We start from the raw sequence: 21845 nt of genomic DNA on the forward strand, positions 1-21845 counted from the left end.
TGGGAAAAAGGCCCAGCTTGCGCCGGGCCCCAAAATCACAGCTTACCAATTATATTAATAAACACCCCGTGACTGTCATAGTCCAGCTGGGTGAGGTCATCAGAGAAGTCGGTAAAGTTGTATCCCACCCCCAACTTAAGGTGGTCGCCAACATGGCGATACAAGCCGATTAAGGCGCCGCTCTTGCTATCCTGGGCATCGGGTAAATCGAGCAGACGTGCTTCCAAGAGGAGGTCCCAGCGCTTGATAAAATGCCAATCGGCACGCAGTACATAGAGACTCGCACGGCTATCGAAAAACTCTGGGTCTTCCGTATCCATGCTCAACTGGCCTAGACGATAGGCGTACTTGCCACCCAAAGTCCACTGTCGATTGAGGTCGTAACTGGCGTCTATCGAAAAGATATGACTCTTCTGGATAAATTCAGTGGAGGTATTTTCAACAGTAACCTGATCCTGAGTCGGCACATTATAGAAATAGGTGTACTTCATCAGGGTATTCAGGCGGTCATTGTTTATCGGGCGGTAGGCATAACCCATTACCGCTTCAGTGAATTTACCATCGTAGAATTCACCTTCCGAACTTTTGCTGTCTGAATAGTTGAGTTTGCCAACCAAGCGCCAGTCCGGAGTGAACTGGTAGTTGAAGGTATTTTTTAATAGCCAGGTATCGCGCTCAGTTTCCGATACAATATTTTCGCCCGATACCGTTTCCGATATATCCGTACGGTATTCCAGCGCGGATGCGATGCGTATAGCATCCAAACCATAGCCCACATTAAAGCCCATGGCATTGCGTTCGGTCTTGGCTCCTGTATCCGGGTCTTCGAGTGTGCCCGCCTCCAGGGTAGTGCCATAGGTCCAACGGTCATTGGGGGCCAGATCCATACCCAGGGCGTGGGTCAGGCCAGTGGAAACATCACCGTGACTGTAGCGCTCCTCACCGTAAATATTTAGCGTATCAGAATAGCGACTGCGGAAGCCGGTACTCATATTGCCCTTGCGTGCACGCACACCGGTATCGCTGCGCTCGTTATCCAGCGCATAATTCATATAGAGGCTGGTTCTGTCAGTCACCAGAAAGTCCGTACCGAGTCGGGCAGCTGTGCCAGTATCACCACCGGAAACTTCACTGTCCATTGTCAAACGGTCACTTACCCGATAAGCGCCACCAAGGCCGATGCGATTGTTCTCTTCGCGGGTACCGGTCACTTCCATCGTATTCTGAACAAAACCAAAGGCGCTCCAACTCTCACCGGAATCATAGCTCGCCTCGACAGCAACATCTGTGCGATCCCCTTCTGTCTGGGTAGCGGCGACAACTTCGGATTCATCTTCACGGCTATCATTGCGAACTGCGGAGGTGAGTCGCCAGTGATCATTGATACGGTAGCCGAACATCAAGTCCATGGCATTGGTTTGCAACCCCTGCTCTTCCTCTTTGGTATCGGCTTTGATTCTTACATCAAAACTTTCGCCGATCGGCAGGTTAACGCCACCGCCATATTGGATGGTATCGCCATCCACAAATTGGCCTGGACCGGAAAAACCCGCTTCACGCTCTTGATGGTAAAAACTACCAGAGCCACGCAAACTCTCGAAGAAATCTCCCAGCTGTAAAACGCCTTCCACTTTGGTTGCACTGGCAGCAACCGTGGAATCCAGGCTTTCATCATCAAAGGTGTAGCCGCCATCGAGCGAACTGACGCTATCGAGATTGCTACCCTCGCTATCGGCCATTTCAATTTTCACCCAACTACTGGCACTTTTACGCAAAGTCAGGTCAATACCCTGCAAGGAACTTTCATTTTCATCTTCGTCTTGCTGAATACTGCTGAAGCCCAATTTGACGTGATCGCCCAACCAGTAGTGGGCACGCCCACCAACAGCCAGGGTGTCCATTTCTTCAAAACCTGGGGTGTATTCGTAACGTGCTACCAGGTATTGGGGATTACCGTTGTAAGCACCATCTTCAATGAGCAGTTCATCATTTGCCAGGGAGGATAAGGGGCTGTTAAGCAGGATACGCCCTTGGATATAGTCGATGTCGTAATCAACTACTGCGGTAAGGGTCTTAACTGCGAGCACCAACCCGGAATCTTTATCCCGGACTTCTACCCGTAAACTTTCCGAGCCACTGGAAATGTCCTGGTGGCGGAGGTAATACAGGGAGCCGCCGGTTCCACGATACTCATCGCGCCCGGCAATGGTTCCCGGCTCTGCTCCAAAGGCATCTATTTGAAAGCGCTTCTCACCAAAGCTGGTCATCGCATCGGTTTCAAAGTGACCACTACCGCCGTAGAGCGTTCGGTCAATTTGAGCGAGCTCATTATCGGCGTAGTTGGCTTTGAAATTACCCCAGAGACCGTAGTCATCGTACTTGGACAATTTCACATAAAACTTGCCTGACGTGGGGGCGTCTTCAACTACGGTGGAGTCATCGCCAAACGTCGGGTAATACAAATCACTATCCAGGCGGCGGAACAAGGCATCGGGAGACTTTTCCATAAAGTTGGAAAACAGATCCTCTACCGGGCCCTCTTCGGTATCGGCACTGGCCGACAGGCGCCAGCCTTCCCCGAAACCGCCGTTGGTGTAAAACGCCAGACGGCCATCGTAGCTTACTGAGTTGTCATAGTGAGTTTCATCACCGGTAACCAGGGCTGCTGGGCCATTGGTTTTATCGTAACCCACAGTAAGGTCGGCAATACCTACAGTAAACCAGTCGTTTTTGGCAAAATCCAAATCCCGCAGGAAAAGTTCACCATTACCCTCATTATCAAGTATCGCCACTTCAACCGTATGCATACCCGGCTCAAAAATTTGCTCGGCGATAAACTGGCCTTGACTGTCGACCGGTACCGGATTGCCCGCTAACCACACGGTGTGCCCGGACGGCACCTGAGTGCCATTAACCAATACACTGTTACCATCCAGAGGGATGTTCCGCTGTGCTAAGCGGTTCTCGCCGTAGCCTACTAATAATTCCCTACCGATATCTTCATTTTCTGCAGACTCTTCAATTTGATCTACCAACCACAGGGTCTGTTCCGTGGTCTCGTCATAGCGGCCCTTGTTGTCATAGGCACGCAGTACATAGTGTAATTTTTTTAAAGGCGCCTGGAATTCAGAAAATTCTGCATGCCATTCCCCTTTGCCAAAGTGATCCAGCGGTACAATTGCCAGAGGTGTATCGCGCAGAGACTGTCCCTCTTCGAACAATCGCACTTCGGTGCTTTTAATAAAAGAGGGATAGTTGGTATAGCTACTGAAAAATACCCGGTTCTCTGCCAGGTCGGTATCCGGGTTATCTGCGTAACGGATGGTATTGGGCCACGCAGTCACATTCAGGCGCGGTTGCATTTTTTTATTGTCGAAGCGAAATTGAATATTCGCTTCTTGCAAGGCCACATCAGTACAGCGCTGTAAGTCCGCCGAGTTTTTATAGGGGTCGTATTCCGGGCTGCCGTCGACAGTAATACGCATCAAGTTAAGTGCGTAGGGATTATTGGCTATGGCTTCACGATTAATGCGCTCGATTTCCAAGCGATCACTTTCAGTGAGAATTGCCAATTCATCGTACAGGATTTCGACCTCAACCCTGGCGCCATCCCGCTGCTCAAAGCCATTGCTCACAACATCCGCAGATTGGACGTAGCCGCGCCCCTCAAACTCCACCTGGGTGTCTTCGAGATTCAATAATTCCTGTACCTGTGCCATAGCGCGCTGAGCGCGGGCACCGGACAGTCCCTGGTCATCGCCGTAAACCATCGCTTCGCGGCGATCCATACGCTGGTTATCGCTGTAGCCAATAAAGCTCAGACGAACATTCGCTTTATTGGAAATTTCAGCCATGGCCGCGCGTATCTGTGTCAGCTGTGCCTGACTGATAATCGGATCGCCATTATCAAAACGAATCGGCGACAGTTTTCCACCCGCAGATTCATAGGCAATGGTGAGAGTTTCCGCAGCGGCAGCTTCCGGACAGGCCTGAACAGAATCTGTAGCGACTTCCAATGGGTCGTCATACCAAAATTCCACTTCTACCCGACGGTTGAGTGCTCGGCCTTTCGGCGTATCGTTGGCCGCTATTGGTTGACTTGCCCCCTTGCCACTGCTGGTGACCATGGCCGCAGGCAAATTCAGTGCAGAACCCAGGGCCTGAGCGACACGGCGGGCTTCGCTATAGGATCGCTCCTGATAAGCACTCTGTTGGGCTTCCGGATTTTCACTCACGTCCAGGGGGCGGGCGTCGGTATGACCAATAAAGTGAATAACCAGATTGTTTTTATCCGCAAGGTTGGATCGAACCTCGCGGATACGGCGAATAAAGGCTTCCGGCAATTCTGTTTGCCCGGGCTCCATCCTCAGTGGCGTCACCAGGTTTCTAAGGCGTGCCCGCTGTTCACTGCCTGCGGCATAAGTAAGCCTGCATACCGTTTCCTGGCGGCATACTTTCACCCGGTTGAGCAACAATGCTTCCGCACGGGCACGGTCCGCCATGGCTTTTTCATCCAGGGCGTCATAGGTTACTTTTACCTGTACCCGGCGATTCTCTTCACGACCTGCGGTAGTAATATTATCCGCTGTGGGTTCTATATCCCCTCGCCCTTCAACAACAATCATTTGCTCAGGCAGTTCAAGGGCCTCTTGAAGGAAGTCCGCCACGAACTGGGCCCGCGCCAAAGTAAATTCTTCTTTGCTGGCAAAGTCTGCTACCTGTTCCCCGGTAAGGGGATCGGAATCTGTATGGCCAATAAAGTGCAATTTAAAATTGGGCGTCTCACCCAAGTCATTCAAACTCTGGCGCAGTAACTCCACTGCCTCCAGAGGAATTTCATCCTCAACGCCATAGAACAGGATTGGGTCGATAAAATCTTCCACCACAATCGGGTCCAGCGGTGCAACAAATTGAGTCGCATCCTGCAACCATTGATTTGTAGGTGCGCGCAGCAGCATACCTTCAGTATTACTACCTATCGACTGCTCTTCGAGTTCAGATTGGGTTTCACTTTCTTCAGAACTCAGGCTTGGAATGTTTTGCCAGACCTGCCACCAACTAGGCTCATCTACTTGCGCTCTCGCTTCCTGGGCCTGCGCTGGAAGTGTCAATGCCAACGCGATCGCGGTGGCGAGACGGCAGTCCCGCCGGGGGAAAAAGCGGGTCGTCTTCGCGGCAGTATTTATCGAGCAAGCTCGCTGATCACGATTCCGTTTTGCAAAGGACATCACTCCAAACCTCCTTTACCAGGAGGCGCTCCACGGCGCCAGAAAACTTCAGTTTCTATGGTCAAATCGTAGTCACCTTCACGGCTCTCCCAGTCCTGGGCGACCTGATCTTTAATTGCCTGCAGACGCTCGTCCACCAGATCCGGATCTTCATTCTCCCCAAGATAGGCAAGGCGTAAAACAGAGGGAGCTTCACTGAGTTTTTCCAACAATAAATCCATTCGGGAATGCCATTGCGGGCGCAATTCTGTTGTGCCCGGTTCAAATACCGCTTCGGCAATATCCAGGCGCACTACCCGGTGCAAGCTGGCTCCAAAGTTGAACTTCAGCATCTTGCCTCGGGTGGCTCGCAGCACACGCGGGTTTTCAGTGGTGAGACGATACCCGCTTGGCAAGCTGCGATCGTCGAGCTTGAGCACAAAATTGGAACCTCGATCCCCATTCGGCACCACTGCGCAGGTAATATGGAATCGACCGTGGGAGTCCGCTGTAGCATTCAGGCCGGTAGCAGTCACCACTCGAGCACCCGGTAAACCACCCTCTCCTTCATCCTGGTAGCCATTCATATTTTTATCGTCAAACACTTTGCCGATAACATCGGTACAGTCGAAGGTGGGATCGGGCACCACGCGCACAGTGGCTGAGGCCTCACCAGAGGCTGCCTGTCCAGAGAGCTGATTAAACATACGGGCGCGGTTCACATATTTGCCCTCGCCCACACCGGAACCCACAACCAATAGCAGTTTCAATACACGGGTTTCTTCCGCTTCCACGCGCAGATCTGACCACCTCAATTGCAGGCCTTCGCTTTCAGGCTCAACCGCCTCTCCATCAAGGCGCGCCGAGCCCGCGACATATTTGAAGCCTGCCGGGAAGTAATCGACTAGCTGTAGATCTGTCAGTGGAATTGGCAGCGTATTGCCAAAAGTAATGGTGTAAGGAACCAACTGACTGCGGGTTACGTTGAGCATGGCCGCGGTTTTGGTGATGGACAGCGCCCCTTCCAACTCCGGGTCCATGGCGACATGGTTGTTGAACAGCTGGCTTTCCCCTGGAATCTGACCATCATCCAAAGTCATTCGCAGGTAGTAGTCCGTTGCCGCATCCCGCGCCTCGACATCAAGAGAGGGATGAGAGAACGATTCTTGCACCTCACAATGATTTGCGGTCGCAGGAACCATATCGGCGTTGCTGCCCAGGCAACCGGCCACATCAAAACCGGCAGTTTCGCTGTTTGTCTGAGAAGGAATTACCAGTGATTCACCACCCACATAATCCTCATCCGCGATATCCACCTGAATCAGGTAGTCCGCGTTGGATGGACAGGCTGCATCGCTGAAGTTGATATCAAACTTGTAGTAACCCCCAGACTGGGTTACCTGCCCTTGTTGTTTCTCATCATCAAAACAACGCGCAGGCAATTCCTGACCGGAACTCACCCTCAACATAGTGAGGGTGGCACCCTCAATGGCGGAGCGGGTTACTGAATCGTAAACCACGCCATTGGGTGTTAGAGGCAAATTCAAATCCTGCGGGTTCGCTCCCGAATCTACATAAATTTCACTAATGGACTGCGGGCCGTTGGTGAAATCAGAAATAGAGTTACCCAATGAAGCCGTACTTTCCGTAGCATCTGGTGCGGTGTAACGCATTTCATAGCTAAGGCCACCATAGCTGTTCGGTACCAGCCCCTGGAACTGGAAGTAACCATTTTCATCAGACTGAGCTGTTTCCATCAATTCGTCATTGAAATACAGGTCTACCGCCCAATTAAGCAACAGGCTCTCATCCGTATCCAAGGCATTATTGAAATTCACATCGTGCCACAGATAACCAGCCAGGTTGGCAATGCCCGGGGTACCGCCAACGTCAATGGCAACACTGGCCTGAGCGCTGGAAGCCGGATCATTCCACTGTACTTCTGCGGTATTTAATACAGTAAAACCATAATCCAGGTTTTCTGACATCTGCGCCTGGAATCGCAGAGTAACCATCTCTCCCGGTTCCAAGTCACCGTAAGTTGTGGCGTAGTCTGCTGTGATTAGCGTGTCGACAACCGTTATTCCATCGGTCTGCCCGTTGAGCATGGCCGAATCGGCGATATAGGTAAGAACTCCATCTCCAGCTATAGCCAGGTCATCGGTGATCTCAATATAAGTTGCTGGGACACCGCTGATATTTTCGACGGTTACCAGGTATTCCAATACCGCACCCGCTTCTGCGGCACCGCCACCGACAACAGCAACCTCTTTCACAATGGAGAGCAACTGGGCATCACCCACGACAACGTCAGTTGGCTGTGCACCATTGGCTGGGTTGCCATCTGCGTCGGTCAGGGTAAGTGCCAACTCATCTGCTTCAACACTACCCTGGTTACTGATAACTGTGCCTGTCGGAGTGCCAGCATTCACCATTACCTCAAATGTGACAGTGGCAGTTTGACCCGAGGTAATAATGCCTTCATTGGCTCCTGGTAGCGGCGGTGTCAGGTCATCGGATGAAACCGGTAGGGCAGAATCCAACTGTGAATTACCACCACCGTTATCCGCGACTACTTCACCATTTAAAGTGGTGGAGCCGGCAACATAAGTAGTGTCATTTGGTACCTGATCGGTAAGCGCTACTTCGAGAGCATCTACACCACCCATATTGGTGATTGCGATGGTATAGCGAAGTACATCACCCGGATCGACAATCCCTGCGGAAATATAGTCTTCGGCAATCTCCACAGTCTTGTGGGCAATTAACAGGGGTACATCGCCAACAATATCGACCGTGGGATCATTGGGAGCATCGGTATTCGGGTCATCAGAGGGCACTTCATCAAAAGTACCGCTACCCGCACCTTCACCATTTACAAACGCTTGGTTTGAAATAACGGTGCCATCATTAACATCATTAATGGTGACATCAAAGGTGATGACCACTGCGGCTGCACCATTGGCCGTTGCGCCGATAAAACCATCGGCTTCGCCATCGGTGTTAATGCTCATACCTGCAGCCAGAGGAGAGGTGCCGCTGACATCAGACAATGTGGAGCCATTCAGGGTGGTAGAGCCACTGACATAAGTTGTATTAGATGGGATCTGATCCAATATCAGGGCATTGATCGCATTCTCATTACCGGCATTTTCCGCGGTAATGGTATATCGCAGGGTATCCCCAACCATCAGCAGATCTGCATCATCAGTCATATCTGCCGACGTTTTTTCTACCACCAGTAATGGCTCTGACTCAATCAGTACTTCTGTGGGATCTTCATCACCCGCCGTATCCGGATCATCGGTGCCGTTGATGTTGGGATCATCACTGTCTTGCAGTAATTGCCCGGGAAGCTGAACCTGGGCCTGGTTGAAGACTTGGGTCCCACTATCAATAACTGCTGCCAGGGTAACTTCATAAACAATCTGGATAGAATCTCCCGTGGTACCGCTCGCCGTAAGATCCAGATTACTGACTTCCAGATAGCCACTATTCCAGGTACCGGCAGAAGCATCGATAGCACTGCTGTCACTGCCAGTCGGAGCACTTACCAACTGTAAAGTGCCCGATTCAAACAGTGCAGAATTATTTAATCGACCCAGGTCATCGGTAATCTCGACTCCGCTCACATCAACACCACTCGTATTGGTCAGAGTCAATGTGTAACGTAAAACTTCCGTGGGGCTGGCGGCAGTGGCCGGGTTTTCTCCTCGGCTGATATTTTCCACTGCTTTGTAGAAAGTCACTGTCGGTACGGAGGCGCTAACCGAATAAGCATCCTCATGATCCAGCACACCGGGAGTGCCATCGGTGGGCGCCGCACGGGTGTACTGGCGAACTTCAGTGAGGCTGCTATCCCAGCTGTGCCACTGAGTAACACCAGCAATATTCGTCAGCGTATCCCCATCGACGGTGTCGGCATCCAAATAGGCATCGTAACCAATCAGCAGATGGTAATCCGCATCCAGCATTGCCACTGAACCAATGGAGGTGATTGTGAGGGTACAAGTCGCGTTATCGAATACCGCGCTAAAGTCGGAACCCTCTGCCAGGGTGGCCGTCGTGGTGCCGGCGCTGTCAGTAATTTGCGCGGTGAAATTGGCCGGGGCCGTTTCACACATTCCACCGGGATTATTATCCGGCAAAATATCGGTAACACTAATATCCCAGGCCTGGCCCGTACCGGTATTGTGCAAATCTAAAGTAAAGGTACCGCCTACACCGGACTGGACACTGGTGGGGCCAGTTTTAGTCAGGGTAATAGCCGTGGGCTCTACTACCGTCATGTCCGCCGTAGTATTGCCGCTACCCGCACCCTGCCCTGCAGAGGAATTATCATTATCGTAGTTGTAGCTGTAGCTGGCACTGGCGGCAAAATTCAAACCGTCCACATTCGGCGGGTCCATATCCAGCAGTCGCAGTGTTACATCAATAACGACTTGCTCGCCGGCGGGCACATCAATTCCGTTAGTGCTATCTGCAATACTGAGACTGGTGGAGCTGCCGTTATTTTCCGGAGTGAAAGATGCACTGCCAGATACTTTACTGGCACTGACAAATTCCAGATCCGCAGCAGACGCAGTCAGATCCATCAGCACAGTGACATCGTGAAGCGCCGTGGTCTGCACCGTTTCCGGGATGGTAATGCGATAGTTAAACGGCTCGCCAATGGAAGCTGTTAATTGGGTAACTTCAATCAACAGTGGCGCGGCATTGGGAGTATTAAATTGGACACTCACCGGAGAAGTCGGGCCATAATCCTCACGTAAATCGTCAGTGACCGCCACGGAATTCAGAGACGGCAAATCGTTATCATCAAGCGAATAATAAACTTCAACGTAGGCCGCATTTTGCAGGCTAAGTCCAGCCCCTAAATTAGAATCCGCTTCAACGCGATATACCATTTCCATGGATTCACCGGCGTTGATTCCGTAGCCCGTACCTGCGGCAAAATCCCAAACGGCTTCGCCATTACTACTATCGAAAGTAGGCGCAACCACTGTTGCTGCGGCACCATTTACCGTGAGGGACTGGACACTGACTCCCCCTTGGCGCAGACCTAAAGGAATCACATCGCGGAATACCGGATCATAGGCTGGTGAAGAACCGTTGTTGGTAATCGTAACGGTATATTCAATGGTATCGCCGGCGGAAAGCGTACTGCCATCTGCGGGAGTTGAGCTAATAGCTACGGCGAGGTCCGGCTGTAACAGGTCCAATGTTTCGCTATCACTGCGGGTTTCAGCTCCTGTGGCAGCATCAAAACCAAACTCTGCGGTATTGATCAGCGCGGTGTTCGTTGCCGGCCAGGGGTGGGAATCCTCATTGAGAACCCGCACAAGGTAACGCACAACAAATTCATCGTTGCTGGTATCGTTATCACCCGTGTTGACCAGGTCGGGAATGCTCCAGGTAACCGTAGTGGCACCAGTAGAAGGATCACCGGACTGCACTGGTTCTGCGATATCGGTGTGGGTAAAGGGCGCCGCAGCAGTAAATGGTGCTGAAGTCTGGCCATTAATTGAAAGAGTGCTTACAAACACCAATCCCTGGGGCAAAGTATCGACAATAAGCCCATTGGAGGCCGTGCCCTCTGGTAGGGAGAGGGTAATCTGGTATTCAACCAAGTCGCCCACTCGCAATTGCTCATCAGCGCTACCATAACTGTCATCTGAACGAATTTTGCTAATTGTGCTGTCATTGGCAGCATCTAGCTGAGCAGCAATATTTTCCAGTAAGTAATCATTCAGGCCACCGCTACCATCAGCACCGTTACGTTCATAAATACTGCTGTTATCTTCATCGAGACTGGTCCATTCCACACTGGCAGTTGCGGACAGCGCAGCTGCTGGCTGTACGCTGTCGAGTACCACCACATCGAAGACCAGTTCACTGTTATCACCTGCGGCGATATCCAGATCACTATTAGCCCGATCCCAAACCAGGTTTTGCGCAGTAGTAATTCCGTCACCAGTTACGGTGGGATCTGCCTGGGAGGCTCCGGAAAAAGTCACGGTGCCCGGTACAAACTCAAGCCCCAGGGATAACAACTCATTAACCGAAAGATCGTAAGCTGCAGAATTTTCCGCATTACCCGCAGCACTGAGGTCCAAGGTAAAACGCAGTACATCGCCCGCATCCGGATCGTTACCGGGGTTGGTTTGATTTGCGACAGAGGCAATTGCACTTATTTCTGGCTCGACGATGGTGAGTGTCGCTGCAGTGCCGGTGCCTCCGGACTGAGAAGTGCCGCCATCAGTCGCGGCATAAGAATAAGTCACCTCATTTTCAAAGCTGTGACCAGCCTGGGCTGTGGCATTGTTGGCAACCCGGGCGCGAACTTCAAAAATTGCCACGGTACCGGCTGGGATAATATCGACTGCCAGATCGATATTATTGCCACTGGTATTATCGGTGTAGGTAAGCCCATTAATTTCCTGCAATTGCACCAGCTCTAAGCTGGGGTCTAATACATCGGAAATTTCAATATCGTAAATGGCCGAGGTGGTGCCGCTACCGGGGACCTGTATCTGGTATACAACTTCGTCACCGACAGCGGCAGTAGTCGCTGTTTGCAGTGTTTTTTGTGGAGCAGTCACACTGGTCGCAACAGTGCCCATCGGATAGGGAGTGCCCAAAGTAACTGCGGAGTACTGTTCACCATTACTAGCTTCCAGCGACCAGAATTCATCGACGGTAAAAGTGTTAACCCAGCTTTCACCGCCACTAATATCTGTATAGAAACCGATCTGGTAACTGATTTCCAAGCAGGTACCCGCTTCGACCGGTACCAGGAAATCGAAGCCCATATCATCACCGCGTGTTGCCGGCGCACTATAGGTGTAATCTGCTCCCTGTGTCAGTACAGCGCCGTCGAGGCTCACCTGGAGATTGGCAATGGAACTCTCGTCCATTTGCGTCGCTAAATCGTCAGTTAGCAATAGGTTGTAGGCGGGGGCAAGACCCGAGTTACAGGCCTGCAGGGTAAACTGCATAATATCGTTGGCCGGGTCCACATTCATATGGGAACTGGGCCAGGTAGCATCGGTCTTGTTGAGATTGTCGATCACCGGTTGCAGTACAGTAATATCGGCGCTGTCCTGCAAGGTACTGGCGGCACCGGTGTAATTTAGCTGGGCCGTATTGGTCACGGTTGCGGTAGGCGCGGTGATTCCCGAACCCGCCACTACTTTAGCGGTGTACTCAATAACAAAGTTATTGGTATTACCGAAATTACTGGTGATATCTCCCAGATCCCAGGTCACCGTGCCAGTATCACCGGCACTGGGAACCGAAATCGCTGAATAGGTAAAGTCATTCAGGCTATCGTCGTAGGGAGCAGTGGTATCCCCGTTCACGCTGACAACAGTGTCAAATTCCAAACCACTGGGCAGCGCATCATCAATAGTTACCGCTGGTGTTGTTCCCGCCTGTAAATTCAGGGTGAGCTGGTAAGTGACAGTATCGCCAACACGCAGGGTACCCACTGCAGTTGCGGTATCTGTGTCGGCAATTACTGCTTTTGTAATGCTGGTATTGTCTACCGTATTAATACTGGCTTCTGCAGGACCAACACAGTAATCATCAGGTGCGGAAATACTGGGGCATCCAGCACCGTCGCGCTCATAGGCCTGGTCATTGATACTGCCATCGTCCAGGGAGGTCCAGTCCAGCATCACACTGTTGCTGATAGGCGAACCAAAAACGCCTGTAACCTGGGTTCGGTAGGTGAGCACCAGAGTTTGACCCAGCGCTAAATCCAGACTGTTATCGCCATTGTCACGACCCCATACGAGTGGACCTGCTGGAGCTGCCGCTGGTGTGGCAACAAAGCCGGATACTGCGGTACCGCCTATTTCTGCGGTAGGTGTAAAGCTGCTATCAAAGGTCAACTCTGAAGGCAGCGTATCGACTAAATTCAGCTCATAAGCTGCGGCACTGGAGCCCGCATCATGCTCCACGGTAATAACATATTCCAGCACATCACCACCCACCGGCAGATTGCCGGGGTTGGTGGCATTACTCACTGTCTTATTAATCTCGAGTAACGGCTCTACTACCGTTACACTGGTTGTGCTGTCGTTGATATTTTCTGTGCTGCCACTTTCCCCATTGCTGTAAGTAAGCGCGGCACTATTTTGGCGATTGTCACCATCATTAGTGGCGAGATCATTTTCGATGCGGGCAAAATAGGTAATTCGAATCAGCGGAGCAATTGTGCTTCCGGCCGTGTCATTTTCACTGCTGGTATCGACGGTGCCGATATCCCAGGTAGCATTTCCGGAAGTATTATCCCCCGGAAAACTGTTAAAGGCCGATTCAGATGGCGCGCTGCCATTAATAGTTTCAATACCGACAAAATCGTAAGTGATATCGTAGTCAGTATTATGAGAGAGCACATAACCCTCAGGGCTACCCAGCTGATCAGTGATAACTACATTTTCACTGATACCTTCCGGTAAACTAATCTCCAGTTGGAATTGTTTATGGGCACCGATGGTGGGAACTACCGAGGTGTCCAAATCCGTTTTAGTCAACGCTAATGAAGGTACTTCGGTCTGGGCACTGGCAGTGGTTTCATAATCATTGATAGGATCGCCGACATTGGGCAAAACACCAATACGCATACCGTCAGCGGCACCATCAATGCCAATAGAATTGCCACTGTTAAGTGCAACATCCGAGCCCGGTAGGGACTGCCAGCGGGCTTCAACGGTGTTGTCCAGGATTTCATGGGGCTCAACGCCCTGCTCTACCTGGACTTCAAAAGTGAATGTTTTTGTATTGCCAACCGCAATAGTGTAATCGCTATTGCTGCGATTCCAGCTAAAGATGGGGGCATTGGTGCCCACCGTAGTGACATCAACATTATTGGGAGGATCGTTGCCGCCCACATTGCCCAGGTAAATAAGATTGCTACCGGTGAGATCGTCGAGCACCTGCAAGTTGTAGGCATCGGCACTGCCAATATTTTCTGCTGTAACCGTGACTGTCAAAATATCGTCAGCATCACTATTGGTAACAGCAAAGGATTTGGTCAGCTGTATTTGTGGCTCGAGTACTGTTATTTCATGGGCATCAAATGGCACCGCCACCGCCGCACCGGACTCATCCACATAGGTAACTTGCGCAGTGGTATAGCTGCCGCCATTACCCAAAACATCACCGTCATTGGTGTTACTGCTGTTTTCAATACGGGCAATAAACTCTACCGGAAAATCAAACAGGCTACCGGATACGGTGGTGAGTTCCTGATCACCAAAATCCCACTCAACGTAATCTGCAGTACCCGTGCTGGTACAGGTAGCATTAAAAGTACCTCCCGGTACAAAGCCAGCGGCATTGTAAGGGGAGGCACTTAAATCGATGGTCTCCCCTTCGATACAGCGCATACCTGCCGGCAATTCATCACGAATCACAAAGTCTCGCAGTTTCGCTGCCGGAATCTGTGCTGTCAGTTCGTAACGTACCTCTTCACCGACAACCGCTGTGTCACTGCTGGTTCCACTGGCCGTGCCGTTGGAGAACTCAAGGGCTTCCTTCGGCTCTGCCTGTACTTCAATAATCCTCATCTGTGCTTCGGCATCGTCGGACTGGTAGTGGCGCGCCCGACCGGCTGCAGGAGTGCCGTCACCGACACCATCATTGTCCGTGTCACTGTCAATTTGCGGAGAAGTCTGATTACCAAAATCGCCTTCCAAACTGTCATAGCGAGCGAAGAAAGTATTGGTAAACAGCTGCAGTGGTGCCACTGACTGATGTGGTTTCACACGGTAATACAGGGTTACGGAGTCACCCGGGTTAATTCGCTCAAGGGCAGTGGAATGCTCATAGGAAAAAGTGATAATAGCCGGGGTACCACCATCACTGCAGTGGGTAGCTTCTGAATAGTTATTTGCACCGGAGGTAATTCCCACCAAGCCATCGTCGCCACTGACAGTTTCCGAACTGCCATCAGCATCGTTATCCAGGCTATCGGAATCCATTGCCTGCACACACATCTGGCCGGAAGAATCCAGGGTATCAGTTACGACAACATCGTATGCGGGAGCGCGATCAACACCTCTATCCGCAGCCCGGTTAGTCACCGTGAGACGGAAGATATAAGTCTGGTCCCGGTGCCCTTCATCGGTAAAATCCACAAAATTGCTACAGCTTGTTCCAGTGCCGTAGAGATTTTCATTACAGACTTTTTTATCGACTTCTATCGAGGGTTCAGTAACAGTGACAGATTCCGACCATTCAGTAATATCTGGGAAACCGGGGACCGTGGTTGGAACACCATCAATATTGGTCAGGGTTCCACTGGTATTGTAGTTATCTACGATAATCGTTTCAGTATCAAAAACCGCCGTAAACTGGGCGCGGGCGTAATCGATACTGTCATTTGCATGTTGGTTCGGATCAGTATTTTCTGTATCCACTGGGTCATTCAACAAGCGGGTTGTCATATCCGCAAGGAACCAGCGATCTTTCGCTGTAATATTGGTAGTAATATCCCACTGTAAATCTGTCTCACTCAGAGAGTTATTCAGACCACCGCCCTCAACAATATCACTGCTCGAAATAACCACACAATTTGCCTGTGAGGTGGGATCAGGAAGGCTGACGTCTGAACAATTTAGCGGTGAATCCGCAATATAGCCCTGGCCGTCGGGAAGGTCATCGATAACATCAATGTCCTTCACTTCTATCAAAGTAAATCCCGGTGTATCGAACCCAAACCAACCACCGGCTTGAATTTCAAAACTACACTCTTCACCAATCAATACACTGCTATTTGGGAAAGCAGTTTCACTGGTCAGCTCGGTACATTCATCGGAACGGTCCTTGACCAGGTTAAAACCCATTACCCGCGCGCGCATACCATCAAGGGTGTAATTATTAGCCAATTGCTGGTTTGGTGTCGTATCCGTTAGAGATGCAGGACTGGGGAAACTTAGCGCGGTACCATCATATAAGGTGATTTCACCTACGACATCTGCACGGAACGTCAGGTCGTCATCAGTGGCCGAGTGATTCTTTTCAACCACAAAAACCACTCGCTCTGTATCACCAGGTCCAATTTCACCCCCCAAATCACCACTATCACACAGGTACACCCTGGAGGAACCTGGCAAATAATCAGGCTGGTTCCAAAGTGGGTGTCCTGGCACTGTGCCCAGATTGGGATTTCCCAGGGCCGTACAGCTGCGGTCATTGGACAGGACCGTCATCGCCTCACCGAAGGTGACATACACGGAATAATCATCCGCGTCGTGGCCACCGTTATTGGTGATATCCACCGTCAATTCTGAAGTGCCACTATCGCGAACAATATAAAGTGGATGAACCGTGCTGACGTCCAGATCTTCGGGGTCGGGAGTAACCGACTGGGCTTCTACCTGAGTAGCAGGAGTGGTTGAAGAACAGAAATCCTCGTAATCAATAGTGAGGACATTGTTTGCAAGGGCGATATTGCTATTTGGATCGGTACCGGTAGTGGAAGACTCTTCCTCTATATCCAGGTCAGCATCCAAGTCATAGAAGTCCGGCTCGATCGTAACGATGCGGAAACGAATTTGAATTTCATCTCCATGTCGCATCATGTGCTCTTGGTCTGAGTATACCGAGTGAACTGTACTACTCAACAAGCGGAATTCCGGTTGGTTGTTATTAAGTGGATTTGTATCCCATTGATTCCAGTTAGAACCCACACGCCATTCCAGCGTATCGACTTTGCCATCGTAGGTTGAGCTATAGTTAGCGCCGTGGCTATCAATACCGCGACGCTCGCGGGTAATTTCCGGTGTAAAGGTGGTATCAACCACATATTCGTCGGGCAGATCGCTGACAAACTGGATATCTCTTACCGAGCCACCTGTCCGGTTATTTACGGTTATAGTAACGTAACCGGAAGCACCGAGCGGTTGATTCAAGTTGGTACCAGTAATCTCCTGGGTAATAGTGAGGTCTGATAAAACCTCAACACGCATTGCCGAAGTATCAGAGCCCGGAGCTGAGGCTTCTGCGGGACTGGAAATACCGCCAACACCCGTATCACCATCAATCTCACAACCCCATTGTAAATCTGACACTGTATTGGTGCCATTGGTACAGGAAGTATTTACTTTACCTACCAAGTAGATATCCAGGTTGCCACCAGACGGAACGTCAGTGCGCCCTGAGCCATTGGAAAAGTTACCATCCAGCTCAAAGTTATTAATAGAATTACTTGCGGAAACGCAGCTACTGCCACCGGGCGCAACACCATTATTATTGGCAACAGCTTCAGCGGCACTTTCACTCGGACAAGCGTAATTGATATCCATATTGGGGTTGGACATCAAATCATCAAAACGCGCATCCTGCATATCCGCGTCACCATCATTGGAGATACGAATACGCCAGATCACATCATCTTCAATATTGCCATAGACATTATTGGTGTAGTTCGTTTGCGCCGCATCAATATTACGGCCGCGCTTGTCCATGGAGGGTTCTGGCTCACGGATAGACAGCTCCATACTGTGAGTATCTGTAGTGGTCGGGTAACTGCAGTAATCGAAAGTTGCGGTCGCATTTAAGGTGCGATTATTAACAACCAGCTCTTCCTCTTCTTCATCCTGGCTGCGCACGTTGAAGGTGATAGTCAGGGTCGTATTTTCGTCACGCTCTGCAAGTGCTGACAGGTCATTTTGATCCCAGGTAATCGTGGTGCCACTGATAGTGGGCTCACCCAGAACAAATCCAGAACTCACTGAAGTAGAGCCAGTCACATACTCGAGACCGGAGGACCCGAAGTTCTCCGTAATAACGATATCCTGAATAGACTGGGTACCCGATAGGCCACTGAAAATACTGGGTACATCAACTTCGATGGTTACCTGTCCATCACCACATAAAACGCACCAACTTTGGCCTGAGCGGTGACTGAGAATATTGAACCCTGCAGGATCATCGGTAATAGAAGGACAGTTGGATTGAGCAAGTGCCTGCGGTGCAGTTAGCAGGACCACCGCACAGACCAATAAAAATCCAATAATCACAGACTTGCAGGATTTTTGCTCAACAAATTCCGACTTCATTATCACTTAACGGCCGCCACTTTCTAATACAGATGTTTGGAGATAAATCGGGCATTTACACCAGACACTCCACGGTGGGCGAACTTTAATTACAACCCACTTAGGTAGCCGTGAAACAAGTCATAATTAGCCAGCTGACAAGTGGAACTTTTGTAGGGATTGCCAAGTGGTTCTCAGGCGGGCCCTCAGTGAGGGAAAATTTTTGTCCAGAACGGACAAAAAATAATTGAACAGGTATGACGAAAATTTCATCACCATGAAACGGCCGGAACCCACTATTCAGTGGGCTCCGGCCAATTATCAGCCTAGGTTGGCGGGAAGAAGTCAATCGGATAAAGAATGGTAATGGTCGGCACTCCGGCCTTTTCACCAAAGTTAAATCGTTTGACCCTAGCCACAATTTTTGCATTGAGCGACGGCGAATCCACATCACTGGAATCTACACTCACGGCAGAAACCGATCCGCTGGGTTCAATAGTAATCTTCAACACCATCTTACCTTGCAGCGCGGGATTATTACGCAGCTCACGATTGTAGATACGGTACAAGGTGGCCTTGTAGCGATCGAAAACAATCTGGATTTCCTCATCTGTCCGCGACGGACCAGCACCATCACTGAGAGGACGGTCCTCACCAGCAAAGTCACCTTCAGTACCGATAGAACTCTCAACTCGTGCAAAGGCAACGCCACCCAAGTCCGAACCAGATCCACCCACATTGCGACTCAGCTCTGCCGTATTGATACCACCACTACCCGCGGTAGATGCTGCAGTGATCAGTGAGCGCTGACTGCGGTTCTCTTTTTTACCGGCCGTGCTCAGCTGGGTTTGCTGGCCGAGGCGGTTATCCAGATCATCTTGTATCAGGTCCTGGAAGTTATCCTTAAAGGCGAGAACACCGGATCGCTCAGCTTTTTTACGCGCCTGCTTTTTCTCCGCCTTGGAGGGTTTCGGGTCCTGCTTGGCCACCTTCTGCTCAGGCTTCTTCTCTGGCTTTTTCTCCTCTTTCTTAGGCTTGGCCTTTTCTGGCTCCGGCGGTGGCTTGGGCTTGGTTTTCTTCTCAATAACCAGCTTGGCCAAACGCTCGGGAATTTCCACTATTTGAGACTCGGGCTGGGGCACCGTATACAGAGGAATCAGGTAGCCCAGCAAGGCAGCGACAAACAATGAGGCAAAGACACAGCGGCGAAAACGCTTCTCGTCCTCGCCCTGCTTGTGCCATGGCATCACCATAGGGCGGAACTTAGGCTGTTCGAATTCCCGTGTTATCTCGAACTCGAACTTTGACTCTTCCTCCTCGCGGCGCAGCTCATCCGCGCGCTCATCCAGCGCAAAGACCTCTTCCTGGCACTCGCTTATGCTGTTCTGTATAGCACTGCGCTCATCGCGCAGCTGCTCCAGGCTCTGGTTGAAACTGCGCGTCGACTGGCCGATCCGCTCGATAACCTGCGCAGAAGCATTCTCCCGATAATCTTCCGCCCAGAACATTTCTCCCGCGCCCGCTTCTTCAAGCTTGCGCAGGCGTTCGGAAATCTCGTCGAGCAACTGGTACTTGGACCCCTGGTCCTGCAATCCAGCCAGCTTCTCTTCGATCTGGTGCCGCTCATCCTCGAGCAGCTGCATGCGATGGTGAACCGCCTCAAGCGCCTCACCTACCGCCCGCTGTTGTTGAAGAAAATTACTCACAAACTTCCATTAACCCTGAGATGCTTTCTGAATAACCGCCAGTGAAACTTTGGTATAGCCAGCGTCTGTACAGCTGGACATCACCTTTTTCAGCAAACTGAACGGAATGCCTCTGTCCGCGAGAATATTGACCTCCGGTGGTTCTGGATCCTGGCCTCCCTCGACGCCGCCCTCACCTGAGTCTGCCGAGGCCTGGGCAACACCAATTGCCTTGGCCAGCTCCGCAACCATCGCTTCCTTAATGGCCGCAATAATGGTTTCCTCACTTTCCAACACTTCGGAAGTGGCAATTACCGAGTTGGATTCCACCAGGATTTCATCATTGGTCACCATCAAGGTCACCGTTTCCCGGGGCTTGGTCTCCACCACTGAGTCCGGCAAGGTAATCACCTTGGGGGGCTCCAGGGCTTCATTGCTGGAGGTATTAGTCAGCAGGAAAAACACCAGGATCGTAAAAACATCCATCAGGGAAGTCAGGTTCATACCTGAGGTTTTCTTGCGCTTATGGCTTCGCGCCATACGCTTCATGCGTCGGCTTTCATTTCTCATGGCGCATCTCCTATGGAAATATCAGGAAATAAAACCACCTTTTCCACCGCATCCAGATCACTGGGATCACTCCCCTCAACCCGCACTTCAGCTCCGCGCACAGTATCCATAATGCCCACCAAATGCTCATAGGCGATTGTGGGCTCCATCAGGATGATGGAATCAGTTTTTTCCGGATAACTGGCCTTAACTTCCAACAAAAACTGCGTGAGCTTCTTTAGGTCATACACCTCTGCTGTGGGCAGCACAGCGAGAATCTCAGTCTGTTCAGTATCTGCTCCAACGGGAGCCTCAATAGGAGCATTTTCACCCTCGCCATCGATATTCAGGTTGGGGAAACGTGCGATAACCTTTTCACCATCACTGATTTCCACGGCCTGTTCTCGCACAACTACCTCCACCGTAACTGTGGGATCATCCGGTGCTCCACCACCGGCACCACTCGGCATATTCAGTTCGAGAATTGTCACCCGCGAAAATACCGCCGATACCAATAGAAAAGGCACCAATACCACCATCAAATTCAAGAAAGCAGTGATATCCAGCTCAGGAGCTTCTTTATCCCGCCCGTGGCGCCGCCTTCTCATTACGCAGTTTCCGCTTGCTGTGCTACTGGATTGGTTTTTGCTGGGGCAGTTTTTTCACTAGACGGCTTGGATTTTGCGGGCTCCACTTCAAAGCGGCGACGGGTGGCACCATCAATCAGGTTGGATGCTTTTACAGAGACCATCTCCAGGCTATCGATAATTTCACCGGTGAGTGAGTTCAGCAGTGCGTGGACGATCAACAACGGGATACCAGTCATCAGACCGAAGGCGGTGGTGTTCATCGCCACGGAAATACTGGCGGAGAGCAGGTCTGCCTTTTCTGCCGGGTTAGCATTGGCTACCGCTGTAAAGGCTTCGATCAGACCCATAATGGTTCCCAGAAGCCCGAGCAAAGTTGCGATATTGGAAAACAAAGCGACGTAAGGGGTGCGCTTTTCCAGCTGTGGAGTGATCTCCATCATGCTCTCTTCCATCGCGATTTCGATATCTTCACGACGGCGAACAGCCCCCTGCCGGGCCAGCCCCATAGACAGTAATTTACTCACACTGGACTCGTCCTGTTTTACCAGGTTGCGAGCGCGATCGAAGTCTCCCGAAGCTAATACCGGCTGCAGCTTATCCCACATATTGCGGTTGCTGCGGCGCTCCAAATGCAGGCGGATAAAGCGCTCGATAGCCACAGCACCACCCAGTGCGGCAACCACGAGAATCGGGTACATGAAAGTACCGCCCGTCTGGAAAAACTCGATGACGTTATTGAAAAAGTCCATTACAAACCCTCTTGAG

6 protein-coding genes are annotated in these 21845 nt (G+C 51.0%); all 6 read right to left on the reverse strand.

Features of this window, described 5'->3' with window-relative positions; all coding sequences use genetic code 11:
* Positions 1-35: 35 nt before the first annotated feature.
* Complete coding sequence (locus tag ACJJI1_RS22835; protein WP_444958149.1) at positions 36-5228, reverse strand: OmpA family protein; 5193 nt, start codon at positions 5226-5228, stop codon at positions 36-38.
* A complete protein-coding gene (locus ACJJI1_RS22840; RefSeq protein ID WP_444958150.1) occupies positions 5228-18277 on the reverse strand; it encodes an isopeptide-forming domain-containing fimbrial protein in 13050 nt (4349 codons plus the stop codon). Before ACJJI1_RS22840 ends, ACJJI1_RS22835 begins: the two co-directional genes overlap by 1 nt.
* Positions 18278-18582: 305 nt before the next feature.
* Complete coding sequence (locus ACJJI1_RS22845; RefSeq protein WP_444958151.1) at positions 18583-19962, reverse strand: AgmX/PglI C-terminal domain-containing protein; 1380 nt, start codon at positions 19960-19962, stop codon at positions 18583-18585.
* Between the two features lie 9 nt (positions 19963-19971).
* Positions 19972-20511: an ExbD/TolR family protein gene (locus tag ACJJI1_RS22850; protein ID WP_413662565.1), complete on the reverse strand. Its 540-nt coding sequence runs from the start codon at positions 20509-20511 to the stop codon at positions 19972-19974.
* Positions 20508-21098 (reverse strand): ExbD/TolR family protein, encoded by a 591-nt coding sequence (locus ACJJI1_RS22855; protein WP_282932156.1) that lies wholly within the window; start codon positions 21096-21098, stop codon positions 20508-20510. The genes ACJJI1_RS22850 and ACJJI1_RS22855 overlap by 4 nt, the downstream gene beginning before the upstream one ends.
* Entirely contained in the window at positions 21098-21829 is a 732-nt protein-coding gene (locus ACJJI1_RS22860) for a MotA/TolQ/ExbB proton channel family protein (RefSeq protein ID WP_413662566.1), read from the reverse strand. Before ACJJI1_RS22860 ends, ACJJI1_RS22855 begins: the two co-directional genes overlap by 1 nt.
* Positions 21830-21845: the final 16 nt, after the last annotated feature.

Source organism: Microbulbifer maximicatervae (SeqCode), from assembly GCF_052467065.1.